The sequence below is a fragment of the Roseburia sp. 1XD42-69 genome, assembly GCF_003612565.1.
GTDB lineage: Bacteria > Bacillota > Clostridia > Lachnospirales > Lachnospiraceae > Roseburia_B.
On record NZ_RAZG01000044.1, the window covers coordinates 19,741 to 32,928 of the forward strand.

Genomic DNA, 13,188 nt, shown 5'->3' on the forward strand with positions numbered 1-13,188 from the left:
CTCTCCTTTTTTATAATCATTGTCCTGGGAAAACTAAAGTGACAGTAAATGTGTCCTCCCCGGACAATACACGCATCTGGCCGCGATACTTTTCCACCGCCTGGCGCACATTCATAAGCCCTAAACCCTCATGTCCCTCTTTCCCGGAACGGCCTTTTTGGTACACACCGCGGAATGTGTTGGAAATCTCCACTACGGTAAAATCCTGAATCTGCTCCCCCTGTATCTTCAGCCTAAATTCCCTCTCCCTTTCCCTTGCCTCCAGGGCGTTGTCCAACAGGTTTGCAAAAATAGCCGTCACATCCATATCCGACAGGAAGTCAAGTTTTGCCCCTGCCAGGCTGCAGGAAAACTCCTCATCCAAAAGGCACCTGCACTTATCGTTTAACACGATATTTAACATGCGGTTTTCACAGTAATATTTTAACCCCAGGGCATTTAACATTTCATGGACATCCGCAAAGTATTCTTCCGCCTCCTCCATCTTACAGGACTGTTTTAACATCTGCATGTGGTTTCTTATATCGTGGATAATCTTTCTGGAATTGTTGTAATTTTCCTCCATCTCCCCATAGTACTGGTAGGTAAGGCTGTTCTGCCTCTCAATTAATTCCAGCCTGTTCTTAAGCTCCTGGTTTGCCGACAGGTCATGCCAAAAATACAGGCAGAGGCCGTTGATCACCAGGATAATCAGGCAGAACACAATCATCCACAGATAGCCAAACTGGAATTTCTCCAAAACCGCAGCCTGGGCCACAATATACATCAGCGTCAGTACTGTGCTTAAGAAGGGAATAAGTATCATCCTTCCTATTTTCAGGTTTTTCTGGTCCTTCGCATATCTCTCTTTTAGAATCCGGAAAAATACCCATAAAATACTAAAACCAAGGACTGACTTAAACAGTGCAATCAGATAGGAATAGACAACCTCCCCCGTATCAAATTTCAAATATACGGTGTAGGCGCACATAATCGCTATTGCCTGGCTTGCATACATTACCAGGATATACACCACCTGATACAAGATCCCCACCTGGCTTTTATGGTAGACAAACCACCCAAGCAAAAGATAATAACACAGCAGGGCGGATATGGTCAGCCTGTCATCCAAAAACAGATTTGGCAGCAAAACCGCCAGGGCTTCATACCCCCCCCACCCCAAAATTCTTACCAAAAGCGGCCGGCTCCTCTTTGCCCCCTCCTCTGTGTACATACAGATAAACCGCATCATAAGCACCCCGCAGGCTAAAAAGGACACTGCGTCAATCGCAGTAAAAAACAGGGCTGCCGCCATAAGTCCCACATTCATTTTATATTTCCTCTCTGTACTTTTAACCTTTCTGACAGATAAGCTGCCATTTCCTGTTTAAAGAGTTTCTGTTTTTTCTGGGACAGGGGGATAACCGCGCCATTATCCAAAAGTATCTCCTGGTTCCTGATATTTTTCACATGGAAGAGATTCACCACAAAGCTCTGGTGGGGCATGGAAAATCCAAATTCCGCCATGCGCTTTAGCACATTTCCGATTTTTTCCGCCAGGTAATAACTCTCCTCCCCCGCCGCCATCAACACCCTTCTGTTTTCGTATGCAAAATAGTAGATTTCCTCTGTGGGCAGACAGACCATGCCCTTCACTGTTTGAAAATCCAGGATATGTTTCTCCTCTGACTTTTTTACATACAGAAAAATTTCTTCCAGTATGTGAAACAACCTTTCCCGATTTACAGGTTTTACCATATACTGGAAGGCATGAACCTCAAAGGCTCCTGCCACGTAATCCCGGTAGGCAGTGAGATAGACGATTTTTACCTCTTTATCCCTTTGCCGGATACGTTTTCCCGTCTCGATTCCTCCCATCCCCTCCATTTCCACATCCAGGAAAATCACCTGGAAGGGCAGGTAATTGTCCAAAAGATCTTCGCCGGAGGAGTACAGGTGCACCTTAAGGGCGCTGTCCCACTCCAAAATCAGTTTTTTTACTTCCTCCCGCAACGCCTTTTCATCATCACAGACTGCAATCTGATACATCTCTTTCCTCTCTTTTGTATTTACCATGGTATTTTTTGAAAGACAAAATTTACTATACTGGAATCGGCTCAAAATGTAAACATAATTTACATAAAAGACAAAAATTATGTATTAATCGAATAGGACAAAGAAAAATGACATATGATAGGAGAACAGAACCTTTGCAAAACTATGAAAAGAGGAGACAAGGATATGTGTACAGCGGCAACATACACCACAAAAGATTTTTATTTCGGGCGCACCCTGGATTATGAATTTTCCTACGGGGAAAATATTGTAATTACTCCACGGAACTTCTGTTTTCAGTTTAGCCGAATGGGACAGTTAAAGCGCCATTATGCCATGATCGGCATGGCCCACGTAGTCTCTGACTACCCTTTGTACTACGACGGAATTAACGAAAAGGGCTTGGGCATGGCAGGATTAAATTTTGTGGGAAACGCAGAGTATAAAATACCGGAAAAAGAGAAGCACAACGTATCCCCCTACGAATTTATCCCCTGGATTTTAGGCCAGTGCGCCACCGTGAAGGAGGCAAAAGAACTGCTGCAATCCATAAATCTGGTAGATATCCCCTTTAACAGTGAACTGCCTTTAGCACAGCTCCACTGGATCATCGCAGATAAAACCCAGGCCATTACTGTGGAATCCACAAAAAGCGGCCTTTTTGTATATGAAAATCCTGTGGGAGTTCTCACGAACAATCCCCCTTTTCAGGAGCAGATGTTTGCGCTGAACAACTATATGTCCCTCTCCCCCCAGGAACCCCAAAACCATTTTTGCAGCAGCCTGCCCCTCCACACATACAGCCGGGGAATGGGGGCCATCGGGCTTCCCGGCGACCTGTCCTCCCAGTCCCGTTTTGTGCGCATTGCTTTTGTAAGAATGAACTCCGTATCCGGGGATACGGAAGCAGAAAGCGTCAGCCAGTTTTTCCATATTTTAGGAGCCGTGGAACAGCAGAAGGGATGCTGCTGCCTGGGAGACGGGAAATACGAAGTCACCCTCTACACCTCCTGCTGTAATGCAGACAAAGGCATGTACTACTATACTTCCTATGAAAATCACCAGATTTCCGGCATCAACATGCACCGGGAAAACCTGGAGTGCGCCCGTCTGATTCTCTATCCCATGATAAAGAAAGAACAGATTCGGATGCAGAACTAACCTGCATCCGAATTCTTTTTTCCTCGATAAAAAACAGGACAGATCCTGTCCTGCCGGCTTATTCCCCGCCCTCTTCCCCGCAGAAATATTTAAAATATCTTTCCCGCAAAGGCTGGTAAGAACCCCGGGGAAGATAAATTGTCTTTCCGCCATCCATAAAAAGTTCCTTACCGCTTAAACTTTCTACGTGTTCAAGGTTTACAATATAGGCAGCCCCAACCCGGACAAACTCCCGGTATCCTGAGAGCATCCCGTAAATTTCCGCCATGGTAATCCGAAGCAGACAATAGCTTCCATCTGCAAAGTGCACAAACTGCTTTTTTCCCTGGGCCTCAAAATACACAATATCCCTTACCGCCACCCGGCAGATTCTCCCCTCTGTGCGCAACAGGATAAAACGACTTTTTTCCTCCCGCATCTCCCCTAAAAATCTGTCCAAAAGCGGAAAGAGCTTTTCCTCTGTCACAGGCTTTACCAGGTACTGGGCCGCATCTACCCCGTAAGCCTCCAGGGCATGTTCATTTGACATTGTGAGAAAAACAATTCTAGTTTTGCTCCCCATCTCCCGGAGCTCCCTTGCAATTTCAATCCCCGTTTTCTCCGGCATGTAGATATCTAAAAACAAAATATCCGGTTCATAATTCTTTTCCCTCACCCTGAGGATAAATTCTCCGGCATCCAAAAAGCATTCTGTGTGAAATTCTGCGTCAGTACGTGTTTTCCCATAGCTGTAAAGCATTTGTTCTGTTTTTTCTAATTCTCTATTTTCGTCATCACAGAGCGCTATACGATACATCTGCCCCTCCTCTTATCTTTCCCTACACTGCGGAATATTCATAATCAGCCGGAAAATAAATACTCCATTGTCATTCCTGAAATCATATTCCCCGGCAAAATTATCCGCTGTCTTAGTAATGCTAAGAACTCCAATCCCCCCGGTAGTCTCGGGCTTTGGTTTCCCGTTTTTGATTTCAACTTCCCTTTTGCAGGTATTGCTGCAGGAGATAGCCAATTTATTTTTCTTTTTTTTAATCATCAGATGGATAAAGCACTCCTGTTTGGGATTCTCCTTTTTTACCTCAATACACCCATAAATGGCATTTTCATATGCGTTTGCCAAAATTGTCACCAAATCAATATTGGGTATTCCGGGATTCCTCCCAAGCTCCACATCTAGGGTAACTTTAATCTGTTCCCGTTCCGCTTTTCTGGTATAGGCTGACAGAATATTGTTTACCGCAGAGTTGCTGCAAATAGCTGCGGCCGTATTTTCCTCTAACTTTTTTTGATATTCTTTCAGATATTGAAGAAGTTCCTCCGTCTGACCTCTGCGGGCGTACTCCCCAATCACGGCATTGTGGTGCCTCACATCGTGGCGGATCCTTCTTCCTGATTCCACGGACTCCTCTAAAAGCTCCACCTGCCTCTCCATAAGCCTGTGATTTAATTTCATAAGCTGATTCTCTTTCTGGTACTCTTTCTCCTTGCCCACATGGAGGTAGAGGCGAAAAACCAAAAGCTGGAGAGAGCCTGTGAGAAAGAGATTCATAGCGGCCTGGAACAAACGGTAAGGGGTCTGGTCCATCCGTCTGGGATTTAAAATAAACCCTATCCCAAAGAGAATACTCATAACCATAATTGTAATACTGAATCTGTCCAACTCGCTCTCCACATAGTCACTGAACCCCCGGATGGAACTTTTTACCTTCTTTTCTATAAAATACGCCATCAATAAAATCAGCATAATCCGGACAATGATATCCACCCACACATTGCTGTGAAAGAAAAGAATGGAAACCTCCAGTCCCCCTGTAAGAAACACAGAAAGGAGATAAAAGGTAAGCGCCAGTTTGTACACGGACAGGTACACAGGCTCACTGCTCATGAAAATAGAAAAAATGCTGAAAAACATATACATGATAAAAGCTACAGCACGGGCGCAGCCCTGAAAATCAAGGACATACCACACACATGCCCCTGACACTAAAACCACTGTAAACAGGGCATAACCTATCACAGTCTTTTTCCTGTCAAACCGAAACTGGCTCATTTGTGAAAACAGTAAGATGACCCCTGCCACGCTGATGACATACCGGATCATGGCTATTATAACATTTCCTCCCAGCAAACTTATGCACCTCCCCTGTATGCGAAAATCAAACCTGGTAACTGCCTAAATCACGGTTCATAACGGAAATATCCGAAAAAGTTTCCCCTGTCAAATGTTCAATATTTTTCATATCCACGTCTATGGAGGAAAGCAGTTCAGACACTTGAATCATCTCTTTGCTGCCCTCCTCGGAGGCAGCCCCCACAGATGCCATAGCATCTTTTATTTTCTCCATGGAATCTGCATATTTTTCCGTATATTCCTGAAGTTTTTCCATGGAATCTGTGATTTCCTGAGACCTGTCCGTAAACTTCTGCGACGCACTGCCAAAAGTTTCATAATCGCTTGAAATGCTTTCCTCTAAAAGCGAGAGCATCTGTTCCGCCAGCTTATCCAGCCCCCAGATTGCCTCCACCACATCTTTGCTCATAGTCTGAATCTCGTTTGCAGCCTCATTTGTATTTACAGCCAAGGCGCCAATCTCCTGGGCCACCACCGCAAATCCTTTCCCGGCGGCTCCAGCCCTTGCCGCTTCAATAGAGGCATTTAAAGCCAAAAGATTTGTCTGGCCGGAAATATTTAAAATAGTATCCGAAAGTTCTTTAATTTTTAAAACCGCTTCCGCCTTCTCTTTCTCTTTTTTCAAATGCAGAGACATGCTTTCTAAATTTTTCCCAATCTCTGCGGAAGAACTTTTTGCCCTGCCGCTTAACTCCTGGGAAGAAACATGAATTTCCCTTAAATGTATGGCATTTTGTGAGACAATTTCCACTATATTTTGTATATTCTCATAGACAAAATCCACCTGGGAACCTACAAGCCCCACAGACGCCGCAATCTCCTGGGAAGAAGCCACCATGGACTGTATGGTATCGCTGATGCTGGTAATCCTTGAAACCGAGCCGGATACATGGGTGTTGATATTCTCCATTTTCCTGTCAATATTCCCCGTTCCATGTTTAATTTCACGAACCATATTTCCCGTTTTCTGCAAAAGAAGATTTAAGCTGTCTCCTATCACTTCCAATTCGTCGCCGGAGGAGATATCCAGCACTTTTGTCAAGTCTCCCCCCGCCTGGGCCACGTCTAATATTTTATCATTTACTTTATTAAAATTCCGCCGCATCCGCACCGCCGCCGCAAATGCCGCCAGCGCAGCAAAGACAGTTCCCACCGCCACAGAAAGAAACATATTCCGTATCAGGCTATCCAGAGACTTTTTTATGGAAGATGCCTCGTAATCCACCGCCACAATCCCAAGGACTTTCCCCTGACAAATCACAGGGGCATAGCCGCTGTAAAACGTCCCCCACTCATCTGTAAAAGGCTCTTTTGTCACAGAGGGACTTCCCTTCAGCGCCTCAAACATAGCCTCCTGGGCCTCGTAGTCTTCCCCGTACTCCCCTGGGTCCTCAGGGTCCGTATCCACAACAAATGCAACGTTTCCTCCCTCTTTGGGCATAAGGGTATACACATACGTTACAGACTCCCCGGACAGAAAAAAACTTAAAGAATCCTTTACAAAAGCCAGAGCCGTCTCGTCCCCCTCCATTGCCTTTTCAAAAAGTTCTGCATCTACGTTTTCTGCAGCTATCACTGCAATTTCCACCACATGGTCCATGGTCTTTTGCCGAAGGTAATTTCCCATGGCAGAATAGGAAACGCCTCCCACAATGAAAGCTGCAATAATGGCTGCTCCAAAAATAAAAAGGAAAAGCTGTGCCGCTATACTGATTTTTCTGGTCTTCATCCTCTGTATCCCTCCTGATTCGCATTTAATATCCTACCAGACAACCACTTTCAGAAAAACATCTCTGGTACAATTTGCGCATTTAAGGGTATACATTGCACCCGTCTCAATTTTTATCTGGGTACTCCCTGTCTTTCCAATACCACCATTTTAACTTCTCCGGATCGTGGCTATCATGTTCCGCAAAATATACTGCACACCGGAACACGTAGAGCACGCACCTGTCATCCTGAAAACCTTTTTTTATGGTGTTCAAATGATATAATTCTTCCGGGTCTTTTCCAACCAAATCCGCCACACAGTGGATTCCGATATCCTTGAGATGGCGTTCCATATTTGCCCCTACCCCTGGTATTTTCCTTAAATCACCGCTTTGGCTTTTCCTCATAACAATCTCCATTCTTTGTTTTTTTCCGTCACAAATTCACACTATAAATCTGCAAAATGCCCTGTCATCAAAACCTACATTCCCTGGCTTGATTCCCTTTGTGGAAGGAAATATGCGAAAACACATGGAATCATTTTTCTTAAGATTATCCAATTCCCTCTCACATTGATTTAAGGATTCCCTTAAAACCGGATAACCGTCGCTGGCCAATATAACCACATCTCCTTTTTTCACAGGATAACGTTTTATCATTGACTTATCTATTCCCATTCCATTTAAAACAGGATATCCAAAATATCCCGCCTTGTTTTCAAATGCAAACTGCATCTTCAGGTTTTGGGCAATCCCTGCCCGCCCAATATCATTTTGTTCCAAATCCTCTATTTTTGCTCCCTGCAAAATCTCCTTTGCATAACAACCGCTTTTTTTGCCATCCCACAAACGCTTTCCTTTTGCGGTAACTCCATCTATCACTCCTATGATATGCTCCCCCAGAATCAAACCGTCCTCGCAGGTATGGGGATTGTTTTCTTTTCCGCACAGAAAATGTTCTATGATTTCCAAAATATTCCCCCTTTTTGCATCAATATTTCAGGCTCTTCAGATATGCTTTCTGCTCCGGCGCTATACGGCTGCTCTCCACAGATTTCTGAATGGCTTTATTGTGGGTCCATGTATCAAGTTTCTTCTCTTCTATGTACGGCAGCACAGCTTCGTACTGCTTTGCCAGCGCCGTGGCAAAATACCAGGCAATCATCATATTAACGTAGTATTCCTCCGACCGGATAAGAGACACCATCTCCGGATAAACCAAGTCAAACTCCTCATCTAAAAAATGCTGCATAAGCATTCCTATGGCAAAGCGCACTGTATAAGTATGGTCAGAAGCAATCCATTCCCTGATATGGCTAAAAAGCTCCTGTCTGTGCTTTTTAAAAATTTTCGGCGACAACTGGTCGCAGGTTGCCCAGTTGTCCACAAAAGGCAGAAAATACTTTACCTCTTCCACACAACGGTTAAAATCTTTTATTTCAGAAATTACAAAACCATGAAGCTGGTTCTCATCAAAATACCCATGGGGCAGTTCTCTTAAAAAATCTTCCGCATCCTCCCTTTTTGCAATCTGTTTTGCAAACTTCCTCAATTCCGGTGTTCTAACTCCAATCACAGAATCCTGTTCCACTGTGGGAATCAGCTTACTCTGAAAATCCCGGTATTTTTTGTCCTGAAGCCGGAACAATTCCTTTCTAATATCCTCTGTTACCATCGTTTTCTCCTTATGTTTTTCTCCATTATTATATCAAATATGACTGCCGAATTTATGGTGCAAACATATCTTTTTCACATCGTTCCGGTTTATATTTTTTCCATCTCGCAATTTGAGATTGTGGGATTTCATTTATGATTTTTATATAATCATACGAAACCAAATTAAACAAGTATGTTGCAAGTCCTACACATGAACACGAAGATATGACAAAATCATCAAAGGAAATTTTTTCATACTCATTCGGGGCAATCAATCTTGCAAATTTTGTATCTTTTTTAAAATTAATATTTTCAGTATCTTTACTAATAGGCTCGCCAAAAATATTTCTTAATATAAAAAAGGACATTTTTTCTTGCTTGTATACGTATTGTATCATCAGAGTCTTTAGATGATATGTGAGAATCCTCTTTCTTAGTTTTGGAAGAAAAATATAATCATTGTGCAATACTGCCATACAAATCACCTTATCAATATTTCATAAATATATTTTGAATACTCTGTATGTTTTATTTTATCATAGATATACGAATATTTCTATCCAGTATCCTTTTACTTTTCAGAAATAATACTTATTTCTGTTACGCAATACTGCGTCTACCGCTTCCGGCTCTCCAGCAACGGCTTTTTGGATTGCCTCAAAAGGTATCAGCTTTTTGTTCCTCATGTTCCAATCTCTCCCATTCTTTCCGCTTTAAATTCCGCCATTCGTTCATGGCTTCATGGCGCAGGACAATCTTGCAGAACGCATGAAACGCATACTCGATATGCCCCATGAACTGTTCAGAATATCTCATTTTCTTTCACCCCCTTTCTTCCCAGTAGGGGCTATTACAACAAAAACCCATGCAGAATATCCGCATAGGTTCTTGGGTAATAAGAGCCGGAAAAGCAAGGGCGCATTGTGGAAATATGCATAACTGGCTATGGAATCCCACTCCATTCTTTATATTTCTTTTTTTGTATTATTTTTTTCAATTAGTCGGATATAGTGCTAAATTATTACTTTAGGCAGATTTTTGTTGCTGCTTATGGGAGAAAATAACCAATAGCAACTTAAAGTTGCGGAATTGTCAGAGTTGAATGATAGACATTTTGAGCCATTATGCTACTATGGGCGAGAACAAGGAGGAAAAATATGACATTCGGAGAAAAGCTGTATAAGCTACGAAAGTCACAAGGACTTTCACAGGAAGCACTGGCAGAAAAATTATACACAAGCAGACAGGCAGTAAGCAAATGGCTTCCTGTTCTATTACAAAAGAAAATTTTTGCTGTTGGCAACGGCGTGTGGAATTGCGTTAGGATGTAATTCAGTATCTTATACATCTACGGAACATTACTTTTTTGCTTCCAGTGTTGCGCCAATACTTACAACCATATCTATTATGCTCTTACTTGCTGTTGTGATCTACATTGCGTTGAAACAAAATCCTTACAGGGTTCTTCGGAAAAAGGAACTTGTATTTGCGGAGGAAGTACGAAAGGAAATACAGGAAGAATTTCTTAAAATGAAGAAAATGTTGGTTGGAGGTATTGCGCTTGGTCTTTTGATATTTGTAGCTGTTGGCAGTGGCCTAGGGCTTCCTGTATTTGAGAGTATGAAGTATATGGATATTCTGTTTTGCATTACTCTTTCCATGATTTTAAGCGGTATTGGCAGCTTTATCACATTTTTTTGCATAGGAATTTACTGGTCTTATTCTATACTGCTCCGAAATCAGAATGAAAAAAATATCTGATTTATTAGAATCCAATATTTAAGCAGAAGAAAGGAATGGTGGGATATTATGGCGAGAAACCATTTTATTGAGGTTAAAAACCTTGTAAAGAATTATGGCATGGGAAATATAAAAGTTACCGCTGTTGACAATGTAAGTTTCTATGTAGATAAGGGGGCTTTTATTGGAATCATGGGTGCTTCCGGTTCGGGAAAAACGACCATATTAAATATTTTGTCTACCATAGACAGAATGTCCGGCGGGCAGGTTCTTTATGACATGGCTAATATTTCCCAAATGACCGAGGAGGAATTATCAGATTTCCGGCAGGAAAACCTTGGATTTGTCTTTCAAGATTATAACCTGCTGGATACATTGAGTATTGAAGAAAATATCATGCTCCCTATGGCTCTTTGTGGCAGGAAGAAAGAAGAAATTGAAAGCAAAGTAAAGAGTATATCAGAAACTTTACATATCTGCGACATTTTAAGCAAATTCCCGTATGAAGTGTCCGGCGGACAAAAACAGCGGGCGGCTTGTGCGAGGGCACTTGTTAATAATCCCAAACTGATTCTTGCTGATGAACCAACGGGGGCACTGGATTCAAACTCGTCTGCTATGCTTCTTCATACTTTACAGATTATGAACAAGGAATTAGGCGCAACGATTTTAATGGTAACGCATGATGTGTTTTCAGCCTGTTATTGTGAAAAGATTTTGTTTTTAAATGACGGTAAGATATGCTCTGAATTGGAGCGGGGAAATATGGGTAAAAAAGAGTATTTAAACCGTATTCTTGATATGCAGTCCAAAATCGGGGGTGATGATATTTATGCTGAATAAACTTGCATTACGAAATGCCCGCAGGCTGTGGAAAGATTATCTGAATTACTTTCTAACCTTGTGTATGATAACAGCCCTCACTTTTTCCTTTCATTCTTTGCTGTTTTCAAAGGATATTTACGAAATGATTCATTTTGGAAACAAAGGGGAGCTTTCTACGGCAGGAACAATGTTAGTTACATTTATGGCAGTTTCCACAATGGCAATCCTTATGATTGTTGCATGGCTGATAAACTATATGACACGTTTTATTTTAGAAAAAAGAAGCCGGGAATTTGCAATTTACTTATTATCGGGAATGAAGAAAAAGCAGATTGCAGCCCTTTACATGAAAGAAAATTTCTATCTTGGAATATCCGCTCTTTTTGCCGGACTGCTTTTGGGGAGCGGGTTACAGCAGATATTATTTTATGTTTTTTATAAAAGTATCGGGAAAAATTACAGGGTAAATATAGAAATATCAGCAGGAAGCATCTTATTGACAATTATCCTATATGGGGCGTGTTTTATGATTGCCCTTTTTCGGAATAAGAAGAAATTCTCCAATATGGAAATCATAAGTCTACTTAACATGGACAGGCAGAATGAAACAGTAAACGAGAAAAGAAACGTTATATGGAAATGGTTATTCTATCTTTCCGTAGGAAATGTATTGTTTTTGTATTTTCTTATTTTTACCGGAAGGATAACAAAATGGGCGGCAGTATTTGAAATGATTGGGCTTGCCTTTACATTTTACTTTTTCTATTTAGGGCTTTCGGCTTTTTTGATGAAATATATAAAAAGCAAAGGGAGCTTGATTTATAAAAAAGACTGTTTGTTTTTAATGCGTCAGTTTTCCTCTAAAATGCGGAATACGTGTTTTGTATTGGGAACACTAAGCCTGTTATTTATGTTTGCTTTAGTAGGAAGTTCGCTTGCATTTATGCTAAGTGATTATCAAAACAAGCAATTAAATGTGGAATATCCATTTGATATTATTTTAATCAGTGACAACACAGAAAACGATTTTGCCAAAGAAGAAACACTGATAAATGAAAATACCGTTCCACGGGCGACACTGAAATATTGTGTCTATCAAAACGGAACAAGTGAAATGGTTGATTATCTGTATCAGAATTTAAGGTTATTTTCCGATAAGGACAGCGATCCGGCTATGGCAGAGGGAAGAAAAGCCGCTGCTTATTACGATTATGATGTATATATGGGAATCACTGATTATAACAGTTTACGGAAAATGCTTGGGCTAACGCCAGTTACCTTGCAGGATAACCAATATTTAATCCATATGCCAAACCGCGTATATCAAGAAATTAAAGACAGGAGCGAAAAGCCCCAGAACAGTTTACATATAGGGCTGAATTTTGCAGGATTTATGACGGAGGGTTTTGCACAGAACGGACATAATGGAACGGATTTTTTATTAATTGTGCCGGATAAAAGACTTGCAGGAATGAAAAAATATTTTTCACTTATGGCAGTTATGGCAAGCGGAAATGTGCCGGAAAATTTGTCAAAAAGTCTGTATGAATCAGCCGAAAAAATAAGAGGGTATGATGAATTGGCTGATTATATAAAAATCGGAAGTGAAGAACTTTTTTTAATGCCCGCCACAATACAGGTTAAAAGCCGGGAAGTCTTGGAGCTAAAGTTTTTAATGAGTACCTTGTCATTTCCGCTATTTTATATAGGACTGGTATTTTTATGCGTTGCGTTTACCGTCCTTTCCGTCCAGCAGTTAAGCGATTCCAATAAATATAAATTCCGCTATCAGATTTTAAATAAACTGGGAATGGGAAAGAAAAAAATCAGAATCGTAGTGGCAAAACAACTGTTTTTATACCAATGTTAACAACCTAACTCAAGCAACTACAACATATTGTGTTTTTCTTTTAATTGGCACGGGGTTCCCTG

14 protein-coding genes and 2 pseudogenes are annotated in these 13,188 nt (G+C 41.5%); 5 read left to right on the top strand and 11 right to left on the bottom strand.

What is annotated here, in order from left to right:
• Nucleotides 1-16: 16 nt before the first annotated feature.
• Both D7Y06_RS16950 and D7Y06_RS16955 read right to left on the bottom strand, forming a co-directional pair.
• Nucleotides 17-1,309, bottom strand: a complete 1,293-nt coding sequence (locus D7Y06_RS16950; RefSeq protein ID WP_120408927.1) for a sensor histidine kinase — start codon at nt 1,307-1,309, stop codon at nt 17-19.
• Nucleotides 1,306-2,028, bottom strand: a complete 723-nt coding sequence (locus tag D7Y06_RS16955) for a LytR/AlgR family response regulator transcription factor (protein ID WP_120408928.1) — start codon at nt 2,026-2,028, stop codon at nt 1,306-1,308. Before D7Y06_RS16955 ends, D7Y06_RS16950 begins: the two co-directional genes overlap by 4 nt.
• Nucleotides 2,029-2,220: 192 nt before the next feature.
• Between D7Y06_RS16955 and bsh the strand changes: the two genes are divergently transcribed.
• Nucleotides 2,221-3,195 carry a choloylglycine hydrolase gene (gene bsh / locus D7Y06_RS16960; protein ID WP_120408944.1) on the top strand — a complete coding sequence of 325 codons (975 nt, stop codon included), beginning with the start codon at nt 2,221-2,223 and terminating at the stop codon, nt 3,193-3,195.
• Nucleotides 3,196-3,253: 58 nt separating this feature from the next.
• Here bsh and D7Y06_RS16965 read toward each other — a convergent pair whose 3' ends face one another.
• From D7Y06_RS16965 to D7Y06_RS17005, 9 genes and pseudogenes are all read right to left on the bottom strand, one after another.
• Nucleotides 3,254-3,991, bottom strand: coding sequence for a LytR/AlgR family response regulator transcription factor (locus tag D7Y06_RS16965; protein ID WP_120408929.1), 738 nt, complete (start codon nt 3,989-3,991; stop codon nt 3,254-3,256).
• Nucleotides 3,992-4,003: 12 nt separating this feature from the next.
• Nucleotides 4,004-5,323: a sensor histidine kinase gene (locus D7Y06_RS16970; protein ID WP_120408930.1), complete on the bottom strand. Its 1,320-nt coding sequence runs from the start codon at nt 5,321-5,323 to the stop codon at nt 4,004-4,006.
• A gap of 28 nt (nt 5,324-5,351) precedes the next feature.
• Nucleotides 5,352-7,055, bottom strand: a complete 1,704-nt coding sequence (locus tag D7Y06_RS16975; RefSeq protein WP_120408931.1) for a methyl-accepting chemotaxis protein — start codon at nt 7,053-7,055, stop codon at nt 5,352-5,354.
• A 106-nt stretch (nt 7,056-7,161) separates the two neighbouring features.
• Nucleotides 7,162-7,443, bottom strand: coding sequence for a helix-hairpin-helix domain-containing protein (locus tag D7Y06_RS16980; protein ID WP_120408932.1), 282 nt, complete (start codon nt 7,441-7,443; stop codon nt 7,162-7,164).
• A 36-nt stretch (nt 7,444-7,479) separates the two neighbouring features.
• On the bottom strand, nt 7,480-8,007 hold the full coding sequence (locus D7Y06_RS16985; RefSeq protein WP_120408933.1) for a hypothetical protein: 528 nt from the start codon (nt 8,005-8,007) through the stop codon (nt 7,480-7,482).
• A 19-nt stretch (nt 8,008-8,026) separates the two neighbouring features.
• Nucleotides 8,027-8,710 (bottom strand): DNA alkylation repair protein, encoded by a 684-nt coding sequence (locus D7Y06_RS16990; protein ID WP_120408934.1) that lies wholly within the window; start codon nt 8,708-8,710, stop codon nt 8,027-8,029.
• Between the two features lie 52 nt (nt 8,711-8,762).
• Entirely contained in the window at nt 8,763-9,167 is a 405-nt protein-coding gene (locus tag D7Y06_RS16995; RefSeq protein WP_120408935.1) for a hypothetical protein, read from the bottom strand.
• 111 nt (nt 9,168-9,278) lie between these two features.
• Nucleotides 9,279-9,377, bottom strand: a pseudogene (locus D7Y06_RS28310) (helix-turn-helix domain-containing protein); the annotation flags it as partial.
• Nucleotides 9,378-9,393: 16 nt separating this feature from the next.
• Nucleotides 9,394-9,507: pseudogene (locus tag D7Y06_RS17005) on the bottom strand (RNA polymerase sigma factor); the annotation flags it as partial.
• Nucleotides 9,508-9,848: 341 nt separating this feature from the next.
• On the opposite strand from D7Y06_RS17005, the gene D7Y06_RS28635 reads away from it, so the two are divergent.
• From D7Y06_RS28635 to D7Y06_RS17025, 4 genes are all read left to right on the top strand, one after another.
• Entirely contained in the window at nt 9,849-10,022 is a 174-nt protein-coding gene (locus D7Y06_RS28635; protein ID WP_199714745.1) for a helix-turn-helix domain-containing protein, read from the top strand.
• Between the two features lie 199 nt (nt 10,023-10,221).
• Complete coding sequence (locus D7Y06_RS17015; protein ID WP_158591399.1) at nt 10,222-10,452, top strand: hypothetical protein; 231 nt, start codon at nt 10,222-10,224, stop codon at nt 10,450-10,452.
• Between the two features lie 48 nt (nt 10,453-10,500).
• Nucleotides 10,501-11,274 carry an ABC transporter ATP-binding protein gene (locus D7Y06_RS17020; RefSeq protein ID WP_120408937.1) on the top strand — a complete coding sequence of 258 codons (774 nt, stop codon included), beginning with the start codon at nt 10,501-10,503 and terminating at the stop codon, nt 11,272-11,274.
• Entirely contained in the window at nt 11,264-13,126 is a 1,863-nt protein-coding gene (locus D7Y06_RS17025; protein WP_158591400.1) for an FtsX-like permease family protein, read from the top strand. The genes D7Y06_RS17020 and D7Y06_RS17025 overlap by 11 nt, the downstream gene beginning before the upstream one ends.
• Nucleotides 13,127-13,188: the final 62 nt, after the last annotated feature.

What these genes read in the sequence shown, in the direction of transcription:
- D7Y06_RS16950 (WP_120408927.1), bottom strand. Translation starts at nt 1,309, where the DNA reads ATGAATGTGGGACTTATGGCGGCAGCCCTGTTTTTTACTGCGATTGAC.
- D7Y06_RS17025 (WP_158591400.1), top strand. Translation starts at nt 11,264, where the DNA reads ATGCTGAATAAACTTGCATTACGAAATGCCCGCAGGCTGTGGAAAGAT.
- D7Y06_RS17020 (WP_120408937.1), top strand. Translation starts at nt 10,501, where the DNA reads ATGGCGAGAAACCATTTTATTGAGGTTAAAAACCTTGTAAAGAATTAT.
- D7Y06_RS16990 (WP_120408934.1), bottom strand. Translation starts at nt 8,710, where the DNA reads ATGGTAACAGAGGATATTAGAAAGGAATTGTTCCGGCTTCAGGACAAA.
- bsh (WP_120408944.1), top strand. Translation starts at nt 2,221, where the DNA reads ATGTGTACAGCGGCAACATACACCACAAAAGATTTTTATTTCGGGCGC.
- D7Y06_RS28635 (WP_199714745.1), top strand. Translation starts at nt 9,849, where the DNA reads ATGACATTCGGAGAAAAGCTGTATAAGCTACGAAAGTCACAAGGACTT.
- D7Y06_RS16975 (WP_120408931.1), bottom strand. Translation starts at nt 7,055, where the DNA reads ATGAAGACCAGAAAAATCAGTATAGCGGCACAGCTTTTCCTTTTTATT.
- D7Y06_RS16980 (WP_120408932.1), bottom strand. Translation starts at nt 7,443, where the DNA reads ATGAGGAAAAGCCAAAGCGGTGATTTAAGGAAAATACCAGGGGTAGGG.
- D7Y06_RS16965 (WP_120408929.1), bottom strand. Translation starts at nt 3,991, where the DNA reads ATGTATCGTATAGCGCTCTGTGATGACGAAAATAGAGAATTAGAAAAA.
- D7Y06_RS17015 (WP_158591399.1), top strand. Translation starts at nt 10,222, where the DNA reads ATGAAGAAAATGTTGGTTGGAGGTATTGCGCTTGGTCTTTTGATATTT.
- D7Y06_RS16995 (WP_120408935.1), bottom strand. Translation starts at nt 9,167, where the DNA reads ATGGCAGTATTGCACAATGATTATATTTTTCTTCCAAAACTAAGAAAG.
- D7Y06_RS16955 (WP_120408928.1), bottom strand. Translation starts at nt 2,028, where the DNA reads ATGTATCAGATTGCAGTCTGTGATGATGAAAAGGCGTTGCGGGAGGAA.